This window comes from Gryllotalpicola reticulitermitis (assembly GCF_042651345.1).
In the GTDB taxonomy this organism is placed as follows: domain Bacteria; phylum Actinomycetota; class Actinomycetes; order Actinomycetales; family Microbacteriaceae; genus Gryllotalpicola; species Gryllotalpicola reticulitermitis.
The window spans coordinates 175711-195716 of sequence record NZ_JBHSCN010000003.1 but is presented as its reverse complement, the minus strand read 5'-3'; the positions used below and the strand labels follow the sequence as shown (position 1 = coordinate 195716).

Below are 20006 nucleotides of genomic sequence, written 5' to 3'. Positions count from 1 at the left end.
CGCCCCTAGAGCTCGAGCCGTCTGAGGGCCAGCTGCGCCGCCGAGGCGAACGCGCTGCGGTAGGCGGGCGCCGCACCGGCGGTGACGAAGTACCCGCCGCCCTGAGCCTCGCGCACGTTCACCACGTCGGTGCCGCCCGCGTCGAAGTTCCACTCGCCGCTCGGCGTGCGCATGATGTTGAGGACCCGCGGTCCGACCGCGAACTGATAGCCCGTGCCGACCGGGATCGCCGTCTCGTCATAGATCCTGCTCATGCTCGCGCTGTACCCGTCAGGCCAGGTCCTCAAGCAGGGCCTGCAAACGCGCCACAGCGGTGTACGCCTCGGCCGGCCGCCCCTGCGCGATGTCCAGGGTGCGGGTGTCGAGGATCTCGCGAGCAAGCACCGGCGGGTTGCGCACGACGACTGCATCGCCTCGCGCCGCCGCGACCGCGCGCGCGTAGTCGGCCACCTTCCCGACCTCGCCCGCGAGCTCGGCGTCGCCCACCGTGAGTCTGCGCACCGCGTAGTCGACGGTGCGCAGCGTCGCGAGCAGGTTGCCGACGACCGTGAGCCGACGACGGATCGCGCGCGGCCGGTTCTCCCACGCCTGGTAGCGCGTGAGCGGTTCACCGATGAGCACGAGCCGGCGGAGCTGGTTGTCGACGGCGATGATGTCGCCGTCGAGAGCAGTCGCACTCACGCTCGCCGGGTTCAGCGCGCGGGCCCGCACCCGGTCGAGGGCCTTGGCGACGGCCTCGACGACCGCGCCTTCCGTCTGATCGAGCGCGTCCCGCGTGCTCACCGGACTCACGACCAGCGCGACGAGGATCCCGATCGCCGCGCCGGCGGCCGTCTCGGCGAGGCGCAGCAGAAGCAGCGAGTCGGAGAACTCGCCGAGGATCGAGTACAGCTCACTCAGCATGATCGTGATGAAGAAGATCATGTAGCCGTACGAGACGCGCATCAGGTAGTTGCCGCAGAAGATGCTCACGACGATGACGACGAGCGCAGCGAAGGTGTGACCGCTCGTCGCGTGCGCGATGAGGATGCCCGCGCCGAGGCCGGCCAGAGTTCCGGCGACGCGCAGCACGGCCTTGCGGGTCGTGTCGAAGCGGGTGCCCGTGCCCGCGAACGCGACGAAGGCCGCGATGACGGCCCAGTAGTAGCGCTGCCCGCTGATCAGGCTGCCGACGATGATCGCGAGAATGCCGGCGACGGCGGCCTGCACGGCCTGCCGCGTCGCGAACGGCAGGCGCACGATGGGATTCCACGCGCCACCGCGTGCCTCGATGCCGGACGCGACGCTCGGCGACCCGGGCAGCTGCCCGAGCATGAGCTCGACCGCGGGCACGAACGAATCCTCGTTCTTCGCGACCTCGCGGCTCAGCACGGGCCGGTTGGGCACGGCCGTGATCACGCCGAACCCGCGCTCGAGGTTCCGCACCGCGGCGCGGACGGCCCGCGGTGAGTCGTCCGACAGCTCGCTGAGCCGTGCGGCGGCGTCGCGCGCGCGACCGAGATTGGCGTCGGCGAGCGCGCGGAACGCGTCGACCACCGCGTGGCGCAGCGCGGGCGATGCGACGGATGCCGCAAGCTCGCGCGCTCCGATCGTGAGGCGGTCGAGACCGAGCTGCACGTTGAGCAGCCGGGAGCGCAGCGCTGACGCCGTCCACCCCGCGGGCAGCGCGGGAGCGTGCGCTGCCCAGCCGTCGCTCATGAGGGCCGTGTCGGTGAGACGTGCCCGTGCGCGGAAGACGGCGAGCGAGGCGCGATCGGACGCCGGGCTGCCGGCATCCGCTTCGATCAGCGCGATGCACGCGCGCGCCAGGCCGCGCTGTCGCGCGCTCATGGCCCGGAAGACGGAGGCGAGCGTCTTGCGCGGATCAGGTCTCGCGATCGTGATGCTGAGGAGCAGCATGACCGCCGACGCTGCGATCACCGCGACGAGCATGCCGGGGAGCGCCGCGAACGAGGTGCCGAGGAACGAGGCGAAGAAGTACCCCATCCACCCCATGAAGCCGTAGAAGAAGAACGGACCGCCGAATCGGCGCACCCACACCGCGAGGAACATCACCACGATGAATCCCGCGAGCGACGCGTAGTGGTTGACGGAGAGCAGGGTTCCCATCGTGAGCCCTGCGCCGATCGCCACGGGGAAGAACGCGGCTGTGCGGGCGTTCGCGCGGCGCCGGTGGTCGCCGAGCGCGTTCGAGCCGTTCATCGCGACCACGCTGCTCAGCATCATGAACACGACGGTGCCCTGGGCACCCGCGTGCAGCGCGAGGGACAGGAGATAACCCACCAGCATGCACACTGCGACGCCGAGTGCGCCGTTGATGCCGAGCCGCAGCCTGCCGAGACCGGGATCCGACGCGACGACGGCGTCGCCGAAGCGGCGCAGGCTGGAACTGCCGAGATAGGCGCGAGGGGAGGGAACCGTGATCCCCTCCCCTCGCGGTGCTGTCAGTCGAACGTCGCTGTCCGCTCACGCTAATGCGCGAAGCCGCGGCCGTGGGAGACGTTCTCGATCGGGCGCGTCGGCGCGTGTCAGAACACGAGCGCCGGGCCGCGCTCGAGGTCCAGCAGATCCAGATCCGGCTCGGGCACCCACTCGCTGGGCGCAGCCACGCGTGCCGTGTTCCTGAACTCGATCGTCACGGGCATCGACCGATTCACGAGGGCGTGCACCTCCGGACCGGACGCAAGCGGGAGCCGGACGAAGCCCGCGCCGCGACGAGCAGCGGCGACGAGCCGCCTCTTCAACCACCGGACGCTCGTGCCCCGTCGCAGTGTGTAGCTGCGGTCGGCGAGCGTTACTGTCACTGAGTTCATGTCATTCCTCCGTCCGCGTCATTGCTGGCGGTACCCGGCGGACCGCACCCGGCAAACAGCCGAGGTGAGCAGCGGCAGGAGGCACTGCACCTCGCGGCTATGCATGCGCCGCATGCAGCTGATGAGATCCCCGAGGCTTTCTGCTCCGTTTCTTCGAGACGCCTTCGTAGCGTCATGCTCATGGCAGAGCATCATCCGAGCGACGGCGACGTCGCATCCGTCTCCGATCTGGTCAAGCGCTACGGGGGCGGCAGCACCGCGGTCACCGCCCTTGACGGCGTCTCGCTCGCCCTGCGACGCGGCGAATTCGCGGCGATCATGGGCCCCTCAGGGTCGGGCAAGTCCACGCTGATGCACATCATGGCCGGACTGGATGCCGCGAGTTCTGGCGTCGTGCGCCTCGGGGGCGTCGACATCACCGGGCTCGACGACGCGGGCCTAACCGAGCTGCGGCGTCGACGGGTCGGCTTCGTGTTCCAGTCGTTCAACCTGCTGCCCACCCTCGATGGGCTCGGGAACGTGCTCCTGCCCTTCGAGCTCGACGGACGACGCCCGACCGGCGAAGAGAGGGCGTGGATCGACCGACTGATCGACCAGCTCGGCCTGTCCAATCGGCTCGATCACCGCCCGGGTCAGCTGTCGGGCGGTCAGCAGCAGCGCGTCGCGATCGCCCGCGCGCTCGCCACCCGGCCCGAGGTCGTGTTCGCCGACGAGCCGACGGGCAACCTCGACTCGCGCACCGGGCGCGAGGTCCTCGGACTGCTCGCGGACGCGAGCACGCAGCACGGACAGTCGATCGCGATGGTCACGCACGATCCGGTCGCGGCGAGCTACGCCGATCGCATCCTGTTTCTCGCCGACGGTCGGATCGTGCGCGACAGCACGCGACTGCGGCCTGAAGAGATCGCGACCTTCATGCTGTCCATCGAGGCGCAGCGATGAGGCCAGGGCTGCGTGGTCAGGCTTCGACACTGACCGTCTCCGTCATCGCCGGAACCTTCGGAGTCGCGCTGCTGCAGTTCACCGGCCTGCTGTCCGCGGCCATCCGCGCCGATCCGGTGGCCGGTGCGAGCCCGCACACGGTTCCGATGCTGCTCGACCTCGCCGCGATCTCCTTCATCGTGCTCGCGTTGTACGTCAGCGGTGTGGTGACCTCGAACACGGTCGCGACGGTCGTCGCCGGCCGCACGCGGCAGATCGCGCTCCTGCGCCTCATCGGCTCCTCAGCGGGAGCGGAGCGCACGCGGATCGCCCGCGAGGGGCTGCTCGTCGGAATCCTCGGTGCGCTCGCCGGTGCCGTCATCGGCACCGCGGCCGCGGCCCTCGTCGGCCGAATCGCGGTTGCCGCGGGCCTCTTCCACCCGTACTCGTATTCGTTCGCGGCCCCGATCATCGTCGTCCCCGTCGTCGCCGTCGCCCTCACGACCTGGCTGGCCGCATGGGTCGGATCGCGCCGGGTCCTCGACGTCCGACCGATCGAGGCCCTCAGCAACAGCACCGAGCGCAACATGCCCGAGATCGCGCAGAAGCGCGGGCGGCACAAGCTGGCCATGGGGCTCGTCATCGCCGGCGTCGTCTTCCTCGCGCTCGGCGTCGTCGCCGGCCTCAAGTTCCCCCCTGCCGTTCTCCTCGGCCTCATCGGCGGCCTGCTCTCGTTCACTGGCATCGTCTTCGCGGCGGACCGCGTCATCCCGCCGGTCCTCAAGGTCGTCGGGCGGGTCATCGGCACCTCGCACCCGGCGCGGATCGCGGCGGAGAACGCGTTGCGCTACCCCGAACGCTCCAGCCGCATGACGGTCGGCCTCGTCATCGGCGTGACCCTGGTCACGACGTTCGCGGTGACCATGCGCACCTTCGAGACGATGCTTGCGATCGGCGCACGCAATGACCCGCAGCAGTACAACGGGCTCGGCCCGATCATCAGCGGCGTCGTGACCGTCTTCAGCGTCCTGATCGGGTTCAGTGCGCTCATCGCCGCCGTCGGATTGGTCAACACCCTCAGCCTCAGCGTCCTGCAGCGCACTCGCGAGCTCGGGCTCATGCGCGCACTGGGCTTCACCCGCAGGCAGCTCGGCGCCATGATCCTCGCCGAGGCCGCCGCGCTCACGATCACGGCGACCGTGGTCGGGCTGGTCCTCGGCTTCGTGTACGGGTGGATCGGGGCGCAGTCGATGCTCGGCGGGGTCAAGGGTCACCCGGGGCTCGTGCTGCCTCAGATCCCGTGGACGACGGTGCTCATCGTCGTCGTCGCGGCGGCCGCGCTCACGCTCGTCGCCGCGTTCACGCCCTCGCGGAGAGCCACGCGGATCTCGCCGGTGACCGCGCTCGCCGTCGAATAGGGTGCGCGACCCGCATCACGCCCAGAGGCGCTGACGCTGCCAGCCGTCGCCCGTACGGTCGTAGCGCAGGCGCAGGTGGTTGCGGCTCGAGTCCCCCTGCCAGAACTGGATCTCGATGGGCACGATGCGCCAGACCGTCCACGCTTCGGAGACGAGCTCCGGATCGGCCTCGACCCGCGCGAGGTTCGCCGCGATCAGGCGCTCGCGCTCGACGTCGTCGGCGAGCGGCGCGCTCTGGCGGCCGACCAGGGCGATCGCCCGGGAGGCGGGGTGGCGAGCCAGGAAATCAGCGGCCGACTCAGCAGGGGTGGCCCGAGTGGCGGTGCCGCGAAGACGGACGGACCGCGCGAGCGGTGTCCAGTAGAAGCTGAGCGCGACCCGCGGATTCGTCGCCAGCTGCTGCCCCTTCGCGGACTCGTCGCTCGTCGCGATCTCGAACGCGCCGTCGTCGGTCACGTCTTTGAGCACGAGGACGCGGGCATCCGGCTGCCCGTCGGCATCCACCGTCGACAGGGTGGTCACGTGCGGTTCAGGCACGTTCGCGTCGAGCGCGACGTTCAGCCACTCGAGGAACAACTTGCGCGGGTCCTCGGGCGCTGCGGCCGGATCGAAGGCGGGCGCGGTCCCGATCACTGACGGTGTTGCGCGCAGGCGGTCTCGCAGGGTGCTCATGGCGCCAGCCTGTCACGTCACCGGCCGCCCCGATCACCGGACGATGCCCGCGCCGGTGCAGGCGCGGGCATCGTCATTCGACATCAGTTCGCGACGATGCCTTCGCCGCCGACGCCGTTGGGCACCGTGACGGAGCCGATCTCGTGCAGTGCACCGGTCGCCGCGACCTGGTACTCGTCGACGATTCCGGCGGCGCCGGTCTGCACGTACAGATAGCGGCCGTCCGCACTCACGGCGGCGTCGGTCGTGCCCGCGTCCGTTGCGGTCGTGCCGATCGGGGTGAGCGCGCCAGTGCGTCCGGCCGTGTAGCCGCTCAGGGTCCCGCTGCCCGCGTTCGAGGCGTAGACGCGCGTCCCGTCGACGACGATCCAGCAGGTCGCCTGCTGACCCGTCGCCTGCTCGGCGTCCTTCGTCACCGCTCCGTTCTGGTGAACGGTGAAGCTCGCGACGGCGTTGGGGCCGGCTTCGCTCGCGATGAGCTGCCCGGTGGCGTCGAACTGGAAGCCGAACGGAACGTCACCGGCGAACGTGCTCACGACGGGCGTCGCCGCGGGGCCGCGCACGCCGAGCGGGAACACGTCGAAGGAGCTGCTGTCCCCCTTCGTCGACACGACGACCTTCGAGCCGTCGGGCGTGAACGCGATCTGAGCCGGTGTGCTCGTGAACTCGGGCGTCGCGTTCGGGTTGAAGCCGAGGTCGCGATGCCAGCCGGGCACGGCGACGAGCCGGCCGCCGAGGTCGAGATAGCCCTGGATCGACCCCCCGCCGCGAGCGTTCAGCACGTAGACGAGGTCACCGTGGGCGGCGATGGAGACGGGTGCGTCGCCGCCCGAGCCGACGACCTGGCGACTCTCGAGCCTGTCGCCTCTCACCGCGAAGGACGTGATCGTGTCGCTGCCGGCGTTGACCGCGAACACGTTCCGCCCCGCCCGGGCGAGCGAGCTCTCGGACGCGAGGTGATCGACGACCGAGCCGCCGAGGGCGACGCCCTTGCCGCCGGTGGCGAAGACGCCCGACTGGCGAAGCGTGCCGTCGGCGAAGCGGTCGTAGCCGACGACCTGGTTGCCGGTCGTGGCGTCGTTCTGCACGAACACGGTGCCGACCGGGGCCGGGTGCCGTGCCGGAGCCGCATCGGCGGCGCCCGCGCCGAAGCCGACGAATGCGGCGGTCGCGGCGATCGTGGCGGTGGCGATTCCGAGACGAGCGATGGTCTTCATCTGTTGCTCCTTGCTGAGGTGGAGCCCGCGAGAAGAGGCGAGCTGCTGCGGTCAGTGAAGCAATCGCAGACGGCCTCCCGGCCGAAGCTTGCAGCCCCGTAATCGCACATTTCAGAGCCGTAAGAATTCGCCGGCCGGGCACCCGCGCGATCACGCTTACGCTCGAACGCATGCAGGCAGGAGCACGGGTGACCGTCGTCGAGGACGACCCCGCGGTGCGCACCGTGGTCGCCGATCACCTCCGTGCGGCCGGGTGCGAGATCGAGCAGTTCGGCGACGGTGCAACTGCGTGGCAGGCGATCGAGAGACGGATGCCTGAACTGCTGATCCTCGATCGGATGCTCCCGGGCATCGACGGTGACGAGCTCTGCCGCCGTGTCCGCGCGATCTCGAGCGCACCCATCATCATGCTCACCGCACTCGACGGCCTCGAGCACCGCATCGAGGGCCTGGAGCACGGCGCCGACGACTACCTCGGCAAGCCGTTCTCGCTGCGGGAACTGCAGCTGCGGGTGAACGCGCAGCTGCGCCGCAGCAGCAGCGCCGCCGCCCCGTTGATGTTCACGGCCGGACGCTTCCGCGTCGACCCGGCGCACCGCCGCGTGTGGGCAGACGATAGAGAGGTCGCCCTGACCGCTCGCGAGTACGAGCTCTTCCTCTATCTCGTGCGCAACCCCGAGCGCGTCGTCAGCCGCGAGGAGATCCTGCGCGAGGTGTGGCAGTGGGGCTTCGGCGACGCGTCGACCGTCACGGTGCACGTGCGGCGACTGCGCGAGAAGATCGAGCCCGACCCCCGCACGCCGTGTTTCCTGCACACGGAGTGGGGAGCCGGTTACCGGTTCACGATCAACGCGGGCGCGCCGTGCTAGGGCTGCCCCAGCTGCTGCAGATCGGCGCCACGACGCTCGCCGCGACCGCGGTGGTGACCGCGCTCACGGTGCTCGCGCTGCGCCTCGGGCGTCGGCGCGGTGCCGGCGCACGTGCCGCGATCGTCCTCACGGGGGCACTGCTGTCGGTGATCGTCTCGACGATCGCGGTCGCCACGGAGATGTACCTGGCGGCCCACGACGTCGTCGTGCTCGCGTGGGTCATCGGGGTCTCGGCGATGCTGAGCATGGCGGCGACCTGGATCGTGACGGGCCGAACCGCTCGGGCATCCGTCGCCGCTCTCATCGACGACACGCGACGCGTCGGCGCGGGCGATGTCGTCGGCCCGACCGCGACCGGGTGGCGCGAATTCGACGACGTCTCGGCCCAGCTCGCCGAGAGCTCCCGGAGGCTGGCGGAAGCGCGCGCTCAGATCGCCGAGCTGGATGCGGCCCGCCGCCAATTCTTCGCCTGGATCTCGCACGACCTGCGCACGCCGCTGGCCGGCATGGGCGCGATGGCCGAGGCGCTGGAAGCGGGAACCGCTCCCGATCCAGACGCGTATGTGCGAGTCATCCGCTCCAAGGTCCACACCGTCAATCAGATGGTCGGCGACCTGTTCGAGCTGTCCAAGCTGCAGACGGGCACCCTCGAACTGCACCCCGAGCCGGTCGTTCTGCTCGATCTCGTCAGCGACGCCGTCGCCGATGTGCAGCCGATCGCCGCGGCGCGCCGTGTCGCCATCGCGCAAGACGGCATCGATGGGCGCGTCATCTGGGCCGACCCGCGGGAGCTCACGCGCGCGATCGGCAACCTGCTCGCGAACAGCCTCCGGCACGCGCCGGGCGACAGCACCGTGCTGATCAGGGCCGACACCGTCGATGACGCCCAGCTCGTCCTCAGTGTCATCGACCAGGGGCCCGGGGTCGCCGCCGAGAACCTCGGCCGCATGTTCGACGTCGGCTGGCGTGCGGACGCGGCTCGCTCGAGCGACCCCGACGGCGGGGCGCCCGCCGGAGCCGGGCTGGGTCTTGCGATCGTCCGCGGAATCGCCGAAGCACACGGGGGCACGGTCCAGGCGCGCCGGACCGACGCCGGATTCCAGCTGGACCTGCTGCTGCCTACCGATAGAAGCCCTCGCGAAGGTTGATGCCGTGCTCGAGCCACGCCTTGAGCGCGGCGAGCATGCCGGTCCAGCCCTCGCAGGTCGTGCGACTCGTGCCGCTGTCCCCGGTCGTCGCGACGCCCGCCCACTCGATCACGCTGCGGCGCGGCGGTTCGGCTTCGATGACGGTGACCGGAAACGCGCCGGGGAAGTCCAGGAAATCCCACGTCACCTGAACGCCCGGCTGCAGCCGGCCGCGCGCACCGCCGCTGGTGAAGTACTTCGAGAGTGGCAGCCGTCAGAAGCCGTCGGACGAGCCGCGGTGGCGTCGACACGGTGTCGTATGCCGGCGACGCGCATAGCGCATCGGCTCTAAGAAACCTCCATGAAGCCGTTCACCCTCACGTCGCCTCGCGGTCACTCGCACGGAAGGGTCGTTTCATACGGTTCCTAACGACCGTTACCTGCACCGCACAACGAATCCTGTCCTCGGAGGATCACACCGATGCCCAGATACTCGCGCCGCGTTCTCGCGGCCCTGACCGCCGTCGCCGCCATCGGCGCGCTCGCCGCCTGCACCTCGTCGGCGGCCTCGACCACCTCTCACAGTTCGGCGCCCAAGTCGGCACCCGCGCAGCCGCTCACCCTCTACGCCGCCGAAGGCTACGACGCCGTCATGGCCAAGGCGTTCACCCAGAAGACCGGCATTCCCGTCAAGGTCGACGACGACAGCACCGGCCCGCTGCTCACCAAGATCACCGCTGAGAAGAACAACCCGCAGTGGTCCATGCTGTGGGTCGACGGAGACACCGCGTTCGCAGCGCTCGACAAGGAAGGACTGCTGCTGCCGTACCAGTCCTCGTCTGCGAGCCTCAACTCGCTCGGCACCTCGCTCGAGCCCAAGGACAAGAGCTACTCGCCCACCGCGACGACCGTCATGGCCGCGCTCATCTACAACGCCGCCAAGGTGACCGCCGTTCCGAAGACCTACGCGGATCTCACCGGTGCCGCGTACAAGGGCAAGATCGGCATGAACGACCCGTCGCAGTCGGGTCCGACGTTCCCCTTCATCGCCGGCGTCATGAACCAGCTCGGGGGTGAGAAGAACGGCGTCGCCGCCGGTGAGAGCTATTTCTCAAAGCTCAAGAGCAACGGCCTGCACATCTACCCGACCAACGGCGACACGCTTCACGCGCTGGAGACCGGGCAGATCGACTACGGCCTCATCCAGAGCTCGGCGGCCACCGGCGAGACCATCAAGGTGAAGGCCAGCGCGAACTACAAGCCCGAGATCGTGTATCTGCCCCAGTCGACGTTGCTTCCGAGCGCCATCGGCATCGACAAGGCCGACAACCCCGTCGTCGCCAAAGAGGCGAAGGAGTTCGTCGACTTCGCCCTGTCCCCCGCCGGTCAGGCCGTGATGCAGACCGGTGACCCCAGCGGCGACTCGCTGTTCTGGCCGATCGTGAGCAATGTCACCGCCCTCAAGCAGCTGCCGGCGTTCCCGACGAGCTACCAGACGCTCGACCCGTATTACTGGGGCCCGCTCGAGGGCCAAGTGAACTCGTGGTTCGACTCGACGATCAAGTGACGATCGTGACGGATGCTGCGCGCCAGCCTTCGCCGGCCGAACAGGGAGCACGCGCCCTGGTCCCGGCCGAGCCGGCTGCCCGCGGCATCCGTCACTCGATCCTCGCGGTCGCGGCAGGGGCTCTGCGCCCCGGCCGCGGCCTGGCGTTCAGTGCCTTCTGGCTCCTCATCATCGCGATCCTCGTTGTCCCGATCCTGCTGTTCCTCGCAGTGGCGTTCAGTCCGGCGCTGCTCGACCAGGGGCCCCAGTGGTTCACCCTCAGCGCATTCCAGCAGGCCCTCAACGGCCAGCTGCTGACCGCATTCATCAACTCGACCGTGATCGGCGTCGTCACGGCCGTGGTCGGCACGGCCGTCGCATTCTGGCTCGCCTGGGTCGTACAGCGCACCGACCTGCCGGGGCGCCGGCTCTGGACAGGTGTCGTCTTCGCCCTGCTGCTCACCCCGAGCTATCTCATCGCCCTCGGCTGGATGCGCCTGCTCGAGCCCAACGGGGTGCTGCAGCTGCTCGGCGTGACCGCGACCTGGCCGCGCGACGTCATGTACGGCCCGGTCGGCATCGTCGTGGTCCTCACGGTCAAGGGCATTCCCTTCGCCTACCTGGCGATCAGCAACGCCCTGCGCGGCCTCGGGCACGAGTTCGAGGATGCGGTGCGCGTGCACGGCGGCGGACCGGTCGCCCGCATCCGCGTCGTCGTCGCGCTGCTCAGCCCGGGCGTGTGGGCCGCCCTCGCCATCGTGTTCGCCGAGTCGATCAGCGACTTCGGCGTCGCCAGCACTCTGGCCAATGACTCGCACTTCCTGGTCGCCACGTACTCGCTGTACATGGCCGTCGACTCGTTCCCGGTGCAGTTCCCGGTCGCATCGGCGATCAGCTGGGTGCTGCTCGTGCTCATCGTGCTCGCCCTCATCGCCCAGTCGCGCGCGCTGCGCGGCCGCAGCTTCCGCGTCCTGTCCGGTCGCAGCCGCCCCGCTCGGCTGGAGCATGTGGGACCGCTGAGGGGCGCCGGGCTGCTGCTCGCCCTCGTGGTGTTCCTCGCCATCGCCCTCGGCGTCCCGGCCTTCGGCGCCGTGTCGGCATCGCTCATCGACGGCCTCGGCTCCCTCGCCGGTTCGCACCACTGGGACTTCAGCAACTACCGGCGGGTGCTCACGAGCCCGTCGCTCGGGCATCCGCTCATGTACTCGGCGTGGCTCGCCGCAGTCACCGCCACGGTCGCGATCGTGCTCGCAGTGGTGTGCGCGCGGATGCTCGCCACCAGCGGCGCGAAGCTGTCCGGCCGGTTGCTCGACTTCGTTCTGCTCGCGGCCGTCGCGCTGCCAGGCATCGTGTTCGCGGCCGGCTACATCTTCGCCTACAACCTGCCGTTCTGGGGCACGCTGCATGTTCAGCTCTACGGCACGACCACACTCCTCGCGATCGCGTACCTCGCCACTGCGCTGCCGTCGACGACACGCGTGCTGATGGGCACGATGAGCCAGGTGCAGGAGTCGATGATCGAGGCGAGCCGCGTGCACGGTCGTACGTCGGGTCGTGCGTGGCTGTCGATCGTGATCCCGCTGATCGCGCGGCCGCTGCTCAGCGCGTGGCTGCTCACCTACGCAGCCACCCTGCTCGAGCTGCCGGTCTCCCAGCTGCTCTCGCCGGCCGGCAAAGAGCCGATCTCGGTCGGGATCGAGACTGCGCTCAGCAAGTACGACTATGGCGGCGGGACCGCCATGCAGGTTCTCGCCATCGCTTTCGCCCTGATCGTCGTCTGCGTCGGTTTCGGGGCATTCCGCCTCTTCGCGCCCGCGGGCTGGCGGCGAATCGGAAGGGCGTCACGATGACCGCAACGATGATGACGACGGATGCCTCGAGCAGCCGCACCAGCGGGCGCAGCCTGCACCTGAACAAGGTCGGCAAGCGCTTCGGGACGGCGACCGCGCTCGACGACGTCACCCTTTCCGTCGAGCCGGGCACCTTCCTCGTGATGCTGGGGCCGTCGGGCTCGGGCAAGACGACGCTGCTGCGCGGCCTCGCCGGCATCGAGCGCTTCGACACGGGCGCCGTGCGCTTCGGCTCGACGGTCATCGACGACGGCCGCACGCACGTGCCGACCGAGCGGCGCGGTCTTGCGATGGTGTTTCAGGACTACGCCCTCTGGCCGCACCTCACCGTGCGGCAGAACGTCGCATACGCGCTCAAACGCCACCACCTCGACCGGCACGAGGCGGCGCGGCGGGTGCTCGACACGCTCGACCGGGTCGGCATCTCGGCGAAGGCGGACGCCTACCCGCAGGAGCTCTCCGGCGGACAGCAGCAGCGTGTCGCGCTGGCGCGCGCGATCGTCGGGAGCCCGGCTCTGCTGCTCTTCGACGAGCCCCTGTCGAACCTCGACGCCGACCTGCGCGAGCACCTGCGCGTCGAGATCGCGACCATCACGCGCGAGTCGGGTGCCACTGCCGTCTACATCACGCATGATCAGGCCGAGGCATTCGCGCTCGCCGATGTGGTCGGGGTCCTGCGTGATGGTCGGCTCGAGCAGCTGGGTGCGCCCGAGAGCATCTACACGCGCCCGGCGACCCCGTTCGTCGCCCGGTTCACGGGCCTCGCCGGGGCGTTCGCCGGCACCGTTGTCGGCAGATTCGACGTGGGCACCGTCGCCGTCGGCGTCGGCGACCACCGGCTGGCGGCCGGCATTCCGGCCGACGCGGTTCTCGACACGGGCGATGATGTCGATGTGCTCATCCGAGGCGCCGCGTTGCGACTCGACGAGCCCGCGGCTGACGCCGCAACGGGAACATCGGGTGGCGGTGTTCCCGGACGGGTGACGGATGTCGCGTACCGGGGCCGCGGCTACGAGCACGTCGTCGCGACCGCGCACGGCGCGCTGAGCGGAATCTTCGCGCCCCAGGCGTGGTCGCGCGGTACGGAGTGCCGCGTTGTGATCGATCCGGCGGGCTGCTTCGCGTTTCCGCGCCGGGTCCCCAGCACCATCTAACAGCCGTTAGTATTTCTATCAAACGTACAAAACTTCTGGAGCATGTTCGATGACCGACGTCGCACTCTTCGCCGCTGTCTTCCTCGCCTGCATCGTCGAGGCGGTCGAGGCGACCACCATCGTGGTCGCGATGGGGGCCACCCGCCATTGGGGGTCCGCCCTCATCGGCTCGATCGCCGCAATCGTCGTGCTCGCGGCGGCGGTCGCCATCTTCGGCCCGACGATCCTGCTGCTTCCGCTCGCCGTGCTGCGCGTCGTGGTCGGTGGCCTGCTTCTCGTCTTCGGGCTGCAGTGGCTGCGCAAGGCGGTGCTGCGTGCGAGCGGCGTGAAGTCGCTGCATGACGAGGACGCGATCTTCCGCAAGCAGGTCGCCGCTGCGGAGGCCGCCCAGGCTGATCGCCGGTTCGGCGTGTCCGACTGGTACGCGTTCACGGTCTCATTCAAGGGCGTGCTGCTCGAGGGCCTCGAGGTCGTCTTCATCGTGCTGACCTTTGCGACCAACGAGGGCAATCTGCCGGTCGCGGTCGTCGCGGCCCTCGCCGCGATCGTCGTCGTGATCGTGGCCGGTGCGATCGTGCGCGGGCCGCTCTCCCGCGTGCCGGAGAACACGCTCAAGTTCGTCGTCGGAATCATGCTGGCGAGCTTCGGCACCTTCTGGGGCGCCGAGGGCGCCGGCGCACTCTGGCCCGGATCCGATGCCGCGCTCCTCGTGATCGCGCCCGCTGTCGCGGTCTACTGCCTGCTGCTCGTCCTGGTCTTCACCCGCCGCCGGCGCGCCGCTGCGACCCTCGCTCGCGTGCCTGTCGCAGCCGCGGCGGGCGGCTCCTCGTCAGTGACAGAGGAACCCCGACGCGAGCAGCCTGCGGTCGAGCAGCCTGCGGCCGAGGTGCCGACGAAGAAGCCCGGCGCGCTGGCCCGGTTCGGACTGTTCTGGTACGACTTCATCGTCGGTGACGACTGGCTCGTGACCCTCGGTGTCGTCGTGATGCTCGCGCTGGTCGCGGTCGCCCACGTGTGGACGGGCGCGTGGGTGATCGCCGGTGTGTTCGTACTGGCGCTGATCCCCTTCGGCACCGCCCGAGCGGCGCGCGGCTGAGTCGAGGCGTGCGCGCCGCCGAGGTTCAGTGGCCCTCCGGCTCCTCTGCGTAGACCCGCGCGGCGTAGTCCTCTAGCACCTGCTCGCAGCGTGAGATGGCCGCCTCCGCCGCCTCTCGGCCCGGGGCGCCGAAACGGTCGCGCGACTTCACCTTGTCGAGCCAGCTGACCAGCTTGTTGAAGTCCACTTCGTTCTCTTCGAGCTCGGCATACGTGAAGTGCTTCTTGCCGTACTCCTTCTCGACCTCGCCGAGGAACCCCTCGCAGCGGTCGACGATCTCCTCGTACTCGTCGGTGCGGGCCGACTGGAACACCGACAGCACGCTCTGCTCACCCGCGAGGACGGCCGACTCGAGCAGTACCGCGGTGCCGTTCATCTGCAGGATCTCGTGCTGCAGCTTCCGCAAGGCACGCTCCGAAGCGGTGTCGTGCGGGAGCGTCGCGGCCGAGTTCTGCAGATACACCGCGCCGAGCGCCTTGAGCCGCCGCCACACTGTCGCGCGCAGGCGCGTCGGCTCAGAGGGAATGCGGTAGACCAGCACCAGCCACTTCGAACTCGGCGTCTTCTCCGCTGAGACGGGCTTGGTCGGCACGAGCCGATCCTATCCGGCGATCTTGTCGCCAGAGTCGCGCGGCGGCACGGCATCCGTCAGTCCGAGTGCTGTGGCACGCAACAGCATCGTCAGCCGCGGCTCGAAGTCGAGCGCCACGTGGCCCCACTCGGGAACCTGCCGGTAGAGCTCGGCGAGAGTCGGCATGGGGTGCGCGACCTGCCAGAACCCGGCCGCGAGGGCGCCCGCCGCCGCGATCAGCGCCTGCACCTGCGGGACCGAGAGATCGGATGCCTCGGCCAGCGCCCCGACCATGGCATCGTGCTCCGCGAAGGAATTGGTCTTGAACCGGCGCGCACGCTCGATGTCGACATCGCCCTCGAGCCGCATCGGCACATGCGCGAGCAGATCGCAGAACACCGGAAGGCGGGTGATCGTCCGGCTGACGATCTCTGCCACCTCGGTCGCCCGCAACCCGGACCGACCGTCAACCTCGGCCACGAGCGCCGCGCGCCACTGCGCCCAGCCGCGCTCGGCGAGCTCGAGCAGCAGGTCTTCCTTGCTCGCGTAGTAGCGCCGTGCGCCCGTGCGATGGAGCCCCGCGCGTTCCGTGACCGCGGCGACGGTGAGGTGCCGCACTCCCCCGAGTTCCAGGGCGAGCGCCTCGGCAGCGTCGAGCAGCGCGGCAGAGCGGAGCGTCTTGTCCTCCGTCGACCTGGCCCTCTCGCGCACGAGAGCCAGTCTAACGCATCGCTGAGTGCGCTAACCGGGACGACGTGATAGTTTCGGCCTTAACGCATCACAGCGTGCGTTAACTGAGAAGAGGATTCCATGCGAGCTGTTCAGGCCGGCGCCTTCGGCGCCCCCGCCGTTCTCACCGTCGTCGAATTGCCGGACCCCACCCCCGGGCTGGGCGAAATCGCGATCGACGTCACGCACTCGGCGGTCGGATTGATCGACGTCTACCTGCGCCAGGGCGCCTACCGGGATCGGCCCGGCATGCCTCAGCCCCCCTTCACGCTGGGGCTCGAGGTTGCGGGCACGGTACGCGAACTGGGTCCAGGGGTGACCGGCTTCACCGTGGGCGAGAAAGTCGTCTCGATGTCCGCCGGCAGCGGCACCGGCGGCTACGCATCCGTCTACGTCGCCCCGGTGCGCGGCGTCATCTCGATCGAGGGCTACGACGTCGACCCCGCGCTCGCAGTCTCGGTCATTCCCAACGCGGCGATGGCGCACGTGGCGCTGACCCGCGTCGCCCACCTCGTCTCGGGCGAGAGCGTTCTCGTCCACGGCGCGCTCGGCGGCTTCGCCGCTGCGTTCCCTGGCATCGCCACCCGGCTCGGGGCGTCGCGCGTCGTCGGCAGCGTACGCGCCGGCAGGCTCGAGGCGGCGCACGCGACGAGACTGCCGTACGACGAGATCGTCGACTCCGAGCGACTGCCCGACGTGCTCGGCGACGAGAAGTTCGACGTGATCATCGATCCCGTCGGCGGCGACGTCCGCACGCGCAGCCTGGGGCTGATGCGGCCCGGCAGCCGCCTCGTCGTCGCAGGGAATGCGAGCGGCGACTGGGGCCACCAGCTCGCGAGCAACGAGATCTGGGGCGCGAGCATCACCGTCGCCGGATTCAACGCCGGCGCCTTCCTCCCGACGCACGCCGAATTCATGCGCCCGGCGCTCGAGGCCGCCCGTGACTCCGCCGTCGCGGGTCTCGGCGACATCGCGATCGATGTCCTCCCCTTCTCGCAGGCCCAACGTGCGCACGAGCGCATGGAAAGCCGCAGCCTCGACGGCCGAATCGTGCTCACGCCGAGCGAGTGAGCCGGGCGCGGCCGCCCGGCTCACTCGCGCCACGCGTGATTGGACAGTCCTGGAACGCATCTGATTCGCTGTCCCCATGAACGACGCAGCTGCGCTTCACCACCCCGACGAGCCTCATCAGGGTGGCCTCGCACAGCGCCTCAACTGGCTGCGCGCCGGAGTGCTCGGCGCCAACGACGGCATCATCTCGGTCGCCGCCGTGGTCGTCGGTGTCGCCGGCGCGAGCACAGCCACTGCCCCGATCCTCGCGTCCGGAATCGCGGCCCTCGTGGGTGGCGCGCTCTCCATGGCCGTCGGCGAATACGTGTCGGTCAGCAGTCAGAGCGACAGCCAGAAAGCGCTGATCGAGAAGGAGCGGCAGGAGCTCGACACCATGCCGAGCGAGGAGCTCGACGAACCCACCGCGCTGTACGAGGCGCAGGGCATCTCGCACGCGACCGCACGACAGGTCGCGGTCGAGCTCACCGAACACGACGCACTCCGCGCCCACCTCTCGGCTGAACTCGGCATCGACCCTGATGACGTCGTGAGCCCCTGGGCCGCAGCCTTCGCGTCAGCGCTGTCGTTCCTGTGCGGCGGGATCCTGCCGTTCCTCTTCGTGCTGCTCGTTCCGGCCCCGTGGAAGGTTCCCGTCACATTCCTCGCGGTCCTCGCTGCGCTCGTGCTCACCGGCACGATCAGCGCGCGGATCGGAGGCAGCTCGAAACGGCTCGGCACGCTGCGAATCGTGGCAGGCGGCGCGGTCGCACTGGCCGTGACCTTCGGCATCGGTGCGCTGCTCGGCACGACCGGGGCCGTGTAACGGCGTATCCTTTCGGGTACTGCGCGGCAATCGCCTAGCGGATGCTGACGAGCTCGCGCACGTCGTCGTCCGGCAGCACGTCCGCGACGGCCGCGACGTTGAGCTCCAGAAGTCGTACGCCACCGCCGCGCATGCTGAGGAACGCCGTATCCGCCGCATCCCGACCGGTCGCGATACGCACGAGGGAACTGCGCGGCGCCAGCGTGGTCGCGTCGACGGCGCGCCAGCTGCCGTCGATCCGCGCCTCCGCTACAGCGTGGAAGTCCATCGGCCTGAGCCCCGGCGCGTAGACCGATACGACCCGCGCGGGCACCTCCAGTGCGCGCAGCAACGCCACCACGAGGTGCGCGTAATCACGGCACACCCCGGTGCGCGACAGAAGTGTGCGCACCGCCCCGTCGGTCGGTGAACTCGACCCCGGCACGTAGGACAGCTGCACGCCCACCCAGGACGAGACGGCCGAGAGCAGTTGAGCCCCGTCGAGTCCCCCGAACTCGGCCACGGCCGTCGGAGTCAGCGCGTCCGACTCGCAGTAGCGGCTCGGACGCAGGTACCGGAAGTCATCCGCATCATCGCCCTCCACCTCGTCCACGGCATCGCCGATCGTCGCCGAGTACGCGACCCGCGCGCGGCCGGCGGAGATCTCGGCCACATGCAGCCGCGTTCCGTGGAGGTCGCGGACGACTCGCCATGGCAGCTCTCGGCCGCCCTGCGTCACCGTGAGCGCTTCGTCCTCAGGGTGGTAGTTGGCAGCGGGCGCGATCGCGAGAGCCAGCCGGGCAGGACCGTCGGCCTCAAGCTCCAGCTCCGCGGAGACCTCACGATGCATCCGCAACCCACAGATCTGGCGCCTCGGCAGGAATGTTCACTCGATAGCGGTTCCCCGCCGTTGTCCGCAGCATTCCCGCGACTCGCCCTCAGTCGCCGATGGCGGCGCTGAGTCGTTCGCCGGTCTCGGTGTTGAAGACGTGCACGTGGGTGGGCTTGGGCGTGATGTAGACCGTGTCGCCGAGGGTCGGGTGGTGGCGGCCGTCGACACGCACGACGATGTCCGTCAAGATGTCCATCTCGGCCGTCTGGCTGGCGGCGTGGCCGTAGAGGTACCCGTCGGCGCCGAGCTCCTCGACGAGGTCGACCATGACCGGCAGTCCGGAGCTCTCCGCCGTCGAAACGACGACGTCTTCGGGGCGCACCCCGATCGTGACCTGCTTTCCGGCATCGGCCAGCAGCTCGCGCGGCACGGGGACGACGGTGGTGCCGAATTTGACGCCGCCTTCGGTGACGTCGGCGGCGAACAGGTTCATCGCGGGCGAGCCGATGAACCCGGCCACGAAGATGTTGTTCGGGTGTGCGTACAGCTCACGCGGCGTACCGACCTGCTGCAGCACCCCGTCCTTCAGCACCGCGATGCGGTCCCCCATCGTCAGCGCCTCGGTCTGGTCGTGGGTGACATACACCGTGGTCACCCCCAGACGCCGCGTCAGCGACGCGATCTGCGTGCGGGTCTGCACCCGCAGCTTCGCGTCCAGGTTCGACAACGGCTCGTCCATGAGGAACACCTGCGGGCTGCGCACGATCGCCCGGCCCATCGCCACACGCTGACGCTGACCACCGGAGAGCGCCTTCGGCTTACGGTCCAGATACGGCTCCAGGTCCAGCATCTTCGCCGCCTCACGCACCCGCTGGTTGCGCTCCTCCTTGTTCACCCCCGCGATGCGCAACGCGAAGCCCATGTTCTCCGCGACCGTCATATGCGGGTACAGCGCATAGTTCTGGAACACCATCGCAATGTCACGATCCTTCGGCGGAACATCCGTGACATTCCGGTCGCCGATCAAGATATTGCCGCTGTTGACCTCTTCAAGACCAGCAAGCATGCGCAGCGACGTCGTCTTTCCGCACCCGGACGGCCCGACGAGAACCAGGAACTCGCCATCGGCGACCTCGATGTTCAATCGATCGACCGCCGGTGCGGTCGATCCCGGGTAGACGCGGGTAGCGTCATCAAAAGTCACTGTTGCCATGAGGATTCTCTCTTCGATCGGCAGGTCGCGGAGGCGACGGCCGTTGGGTGGACAGTAACGCCGAATGGTGCGCGGCGGTGGAATCCCATCAGATCCAAAGCCGCGCCGCCCGGCCGGCCGCCGCCG

At 69.5% G+C, this 20006-nt stretch carries 20 protein-coding genes; 10 read left to right on the top strand and 10 right to left on the bottom strand.

What is annotated here, in order from left to right; genetic code table 11:
- Nucleotides 1-5: 5 nt before the first annotated feature.
- From ACFOYW_RS04965 to ACFOYW_RS04955, 3 genes are all read right to left on the bottom strand, one after another.
- Complete coding sequence (locus tag ACFOYW_RS04965) at nucleotides 6-254, bottom strand: hypothetical protein (protein ID WP_390227619.1); 249 nt, start codon at nucleotides 252-254, stop codon at nucleotides 6-8.
- Nucleotides 255-270: 16 nt separating this feature from the next.
- Nucleotides 271-2289, bottom strand: a complete 2019-nt coding sequence (locus ACFOYW_RS04960; protein ID WP_390227617.1) for an FUSC family protein — start codon at nucleotides 2287-2289, stop codon at nucleotides 271-273.
- A 239-nt stretch (nucleotides 2290-2528) separates the two neighbouring features.
- Nucleotides 2529-2813 carry a hypothetical protein gene (locus ACFOYW_RS04955; RefSeq protein ID WP_390227615.1) on the bottom strand — a complete coding sequence of 95 codons (285 nt, stop codon included), beginning with the start codon at nucleotides 2811-2813 and terminating at the stop codon, nucleotides 2529-2531.
- Between the two features lie 180 nt (nucleotides 2814-2993).
- Between ACFOYW_RS04955 and ACFOYW_RS04950 the strand changes: the two genes are divergently transcribed.
- Together ACFOYW_RS04950 and ACFOYW_RS04945 are read left to right on the top strand one after the other, a co-directional pair.
- Nucleotides 2994-3755 (top strand): ABC transporter ATP-binding protein, encoded by a 762-nt coding sequence (locus ACFOYW_RS04950; protein WP_390227613.1) that lies wholly within the window; start codon nucleotides 2994-2996, stop codon nucleotides 3753-3755.
- Complete coding sequence (locus tag ACFOYW_RS04945) at nucleotides 3752-5152, top strand: ABC transporter permease (RefSeq protein ID WP_390227611.1); 1401 nt, start codon at nucleotides 3752-3754, stop codon at nucleotides 5150-5152. The genes ACFOYW_RS04950 and ACFOYW_RS04945 overlap by 4 nt, the downstream gene beginning before the upstream one ends.
- Nucleotides 5153-5167: 15 nt before the next feature.
- On the opposite strand, the gene ACFOYW_RS04940 is transcribed toward ACFOYW_RS04945, so the two are convergent.
- Both ACFOYW_RS04940 and ACFOYW_RS04935 read right to left on the bottom strand, forming a co-directional pair.
- Complete coding sequence (locus ACFOYW_RS04940) at nucleotides 5168-5824, bottom strand: pyridoxine/pyridoxamine 5'-phosphate oxidase (RefSeq protein ID WP_390227609.1); 657 nt, start codon at nucleotides 5822-5824, stop codon at nucleotides 5168-5170.
- 83 nt (nucleotides 5825-5907) lie between these two features.
- Nucleotides 5908-7041, bottom strand: coding sequence for a lactonase family protein (locus ACFOYW_RS04935; protein ID WP_390227607.1), 1134 nt, complete (start codon nucleotides 7039-7041; stop codon nucleotides 5908-5910).
- A 170-nt stretch (nucleotides 7042-7211) separates the two neighbouring features.
- On the opposite strand from ACFOYW_RS04935, the gene ACFOYW_RS04930 reads away from it, so the two are divergent.
- A complete protein-coding gene (locus tag ACFOYW_RS04930) occupies nucleotides 7212-7910 on the top strand; it encodes a response regulator transcription factor (protein ID WP_390227605.1) in 699 nt (232 codons plus the stop codon).
- Nucleotides 7904-9058: a sensor histidine kinase gene (locus ACFOYW_RS04925; protein WP_390227603.1), complete on the top strand. Its 1155-nt coding sequence runs from the start codon at nucleotides 7904-7906 to the stop codon at nucleotides 9056-9058. Before ACFOYW_RS04930 ends, ACFOYW_RS04925 begins: the two co-directional genes overlap by 7 nt.
- On the opposite strand, the gene ACFOYW_RS04920 is transcribed toward ACFOYW_RS04925, so the two are convergent.
- Nucleotides 9030-9245, bottom strand: a complete 216-nt coding sequence (locus tag ACFOYW_RS04920; RefSeq protein WP_390227602.1) for a hypothetical protein — start codon at nucleotides 9243-9245, stop codon at nucleotides 9030-9032. The genes ACFOYW_RS04925 and ACFOYW_RS04920 overlap by 29 nt on opposite strands.
- Before the next feature lie 273 nt (nucleotides 9246-9518).
- Between ACFOYW_RS04920 and ACFOYW_RS04915 the strand changes: the two genes are divergently transcribed.
- Genes ACFOYW_RS04915 through ACFOYW_RS04900 form a run of 4 tightly spaced genes read left to right on the top strand, consistent with a single transcriptional unit; the run spans nucleotide 9519 to nucleotide 14683 of the window.
- Complete coding sequence (locus ACFOYW_RS04915) at nucleotides 9519-10604, top strand: ABC transporter substrate-binding protein (RefSeq protein WP_390227600.1); 1086 nt, start codon at nucleotides 9519-9521, stop codon at nucleotides 10602-10604.
- Nucleotides 10580-12433, top strand: coding sequence for an ABC transporter permease (locus ACFOYW_RS04910; protein WP_390227599.1), 1854 nt, complete (start codon nucleotides 10580-10582; stop codon nucleotides 12431-12433). Before ACFOYW_RS04915 ends, ACFOYW_RS04910 begins: the two co-directional genes overlap by 25 nt.
- On the top strand, nucleotides 12430-13587 hold the full coding sequence (locus ACFOYW_RS04905; RefSeq protein ID WP_390227597.1) for an ABC transporter ATP-binding protein: 1158 nt from the start codon (nucleotides 12430-12432) through the stop codon (nucleotides 13585-13587). The genes ACFOYW_RS04910 and ACFOYW_RS04905 overlap by 4 nt, the downstream gene beginning before the upstream one ends.
- A gap of 49 nt (nucleotides 13588-13636) precedes the next feature.
- The gene (locus tag ACFOYW_RS04900) at nucleotides 13637-14683 is read left to right on the top strand and encodes a COG4280 domain-containing protein (RefSeq protein WP_390227596.1); all 1047 of its coding nucleotides are present in this window, start codon (nucleotides 13637-13639) and stop codon (nucleotides 14681-14683) included.
- Nucleotides 14684-14708: 25 nt separating this feature from the next.
- On the opposite strand, the gene ACFOYW_RS04895 is transcribed toward ACFOYW_RS04900, so the two are convergent.
- Together ACFOYW_RS04895 and ACFOYW_RS04890 are read right to left on the bottom strand one after the other, a co-directional pair.
- Nucleotides 14709-15275, bottom strand: a complete 567-nt coding sequence (locus ACFOYW_RS04895) for a Chromate resistance protein ChrB (RefSeq protein WP_390227595.1) — start codon at nucleotides 15273-15275, stop codon at nucleotides 14709-14711.
- 9 nt (nucleotides 15276-15284) lie between these two features.
- Nucleotides 15285-15965, bottom strand: a complete 681-nt coding sequence (locus ACFOYW_RS04890) for a hypothetical protein (protein WP_390227593.1) — start codon at nucleotides 15963-15965, stop codon at nucleotides 15285-15287.
- Nucleotides 15966-16064: 99 nt separating this feature from the next.
- Here ACFOYW_RS04890 and ACFOYW_RS04885 point away from each other — a divergent pair, with 99 nt between their 5' ends.
- Nucleotides 16065-17054 carry a quinone oxidoreductase family protein gene (locus tag ACFOYW_RS04885; protein ID WP_390227592.1) on the top strand — a complete coding sequence of 330 codons (990 nt, stop codon included), beginning with the start codon at nucleotides 16065-16067 and terminating at the stop codon, nucleotides 17052-17054.
- A 76-nt stretch (nucleotides 17055-17130) separates the two neighbouring features.
- On the top strand, nucleotides 17131-17856 hold the full coding sequence (locus tag ACFOYW_RS04880; RefSeq protein ID WP_390227590.1) for a VIT1/CCC1 transporter family protein: 726 nt from the start codon (nucleotides 17131-17133) through the stop codon (nucleotides 17854-17856).
- Nucleotides 17857-17890: 34 nt separating this feature from the next.
- Here the strand turns inward: ACFOYW_RS04880 and ACFOYW_RS04875 are convergent, their stop codons facing one another.
- Together ACFOYW_RS04875 and ACFOYW_RS04870 are read right to left on the bottom strand one after the other, a co-directional pair.
- Complete coding sequence (locus ACFOYW_RS04875) at nucleotides 17891-18685, bottom strand: transglutaminase-like domain-containing protein (RefSeq protein ID WP_390227588.1); 795 nt, start codon at nucleotides 18683-18685, stop codon at nucleotides 17891-17893.
- A gap of 88 nt (nucleotides 18686-18773) precedes the next feature.
- Complete coding sequence (locus tag ACFOYW_RS04870; RefSeq protein WP_390227586.1) at nucleotides 18774-19880, bottom strand: ABC transporter ATP-binding protein; 1107 nt, start codon at nucleotides 19878-19880, stop codon at nucleotides 18774-18776.
- Nucleotides 19881-20006 lie beyond the last annotated feature (126 nt).

Bases quoted from the DNA above. Each gene is read 5' to 3' on its own strand.
- ACFOYW_RS04965 (WP_390227619.1), bottom strand. From the start codon at position 254: ATGAGCAGGATCTATGACGAGACGGCGATCCCGGTCGGCACGGGCTAT.
- ACFOYW_RS04960 (WP_390227617.1), bottom strand. From the start codon at position 2,289: ATGCTGGTGGGTTATCTCCTGTCCCTCGCGCTGCACGCGGGTGCCCAG.
- ACFOYW_RS04955 (WP_390227615.1), bottom strand. From the start codon at position 2,813: ATGAACTCAGTGACAGTAACGCTCGCCGACCGCAGCTACACACTGCGA.
- ACFOYW_RS04950 (WP_390227613.1), top strand. From the start codon at position 2,994: ATGGCAGAGCATCATCCGAGCGACGGCGACGTCGCATCCGTCTCCGAT.
- ACFOYW_RS04945 (WP_390227611.1), top strand. From the start codon at position 3,752: ATGAGGCCAGGGCTGCGTGGTCAGGCTTCGACACTGACCGTCTCCGTC.
- ACFOYW_RS04940 (WP_390227609.1), bottom strand. From the start codon at position 5,824: ATGAGCACCCTGCGAGACCGCCTGCGCGCAACACCGTCAGTGATCGGG.
- ACFOYW_RS04935 (WP_390227607.1), bottom strand. From the start codon at position 7,041: ATGAAGACCATCGCTCGTCTCGGAATCGCCACCGCCACGATCGCCGCG.
- ACFOYW_RS04930 (WP_390227605.1), top strand. From the start codon at position 7,212: ATGCAGGCAGGAGCACGGGTGACCGTCGTCGAGGACGACCCCGCGGTG.
- ACFOYW_RS04915 (WP_390227600.1), top strand. From the start codon at position 9,519: ATGCCCAGATACTCGCGCCGCGTTCTCGCGGCCCTGACCGCCGTCGCC.
- ACFOYW_RS04905 (WP_390227597.1), top strand. From the start codon at position 12,430: ATGACCGCAACGATGATGACGACGGATGCCTCGAGCAGCCGCACCAGC.
- ACFOYW_RS04900 (WP_390227596.1), top strand. From the start codon at position 13,637: ATGACCGACGTCGCACTCTTCGCCGCTGTCTTCCTCGCCTGCATCGTC.
- ACFOYW_RS04885 (WP_390227592.1), top strand. From the start codon at position 16,065: ATGCGAGCTGTTCAGGCCGGCGCCTTCGGCGCCCCCGCCGTTCTCACC.
- ACFOYW_RS04880 (WP_390227590.1), top strand. From the start codon at position 17,131: ATGAACGACGCAGCTGCGCTTCACCACCCCGACGAGCCTCATCAGGGT.
- ACFOYW_RS04875 (WP_390227588.1), bottom strand. From the start codon at position 18,685: ATGCATCGTGAGGTCTCCGCGGAGCTGGAGCTTGAGGCCGACGGTCCT.
- ACFOYW_RS04870 (WP_390227586.1), bottom strand. From the start codon at position 19,880: ATGGCAACAGTGACTTTTGATGACGCTACCCGCGTCTACCCGGGATCG.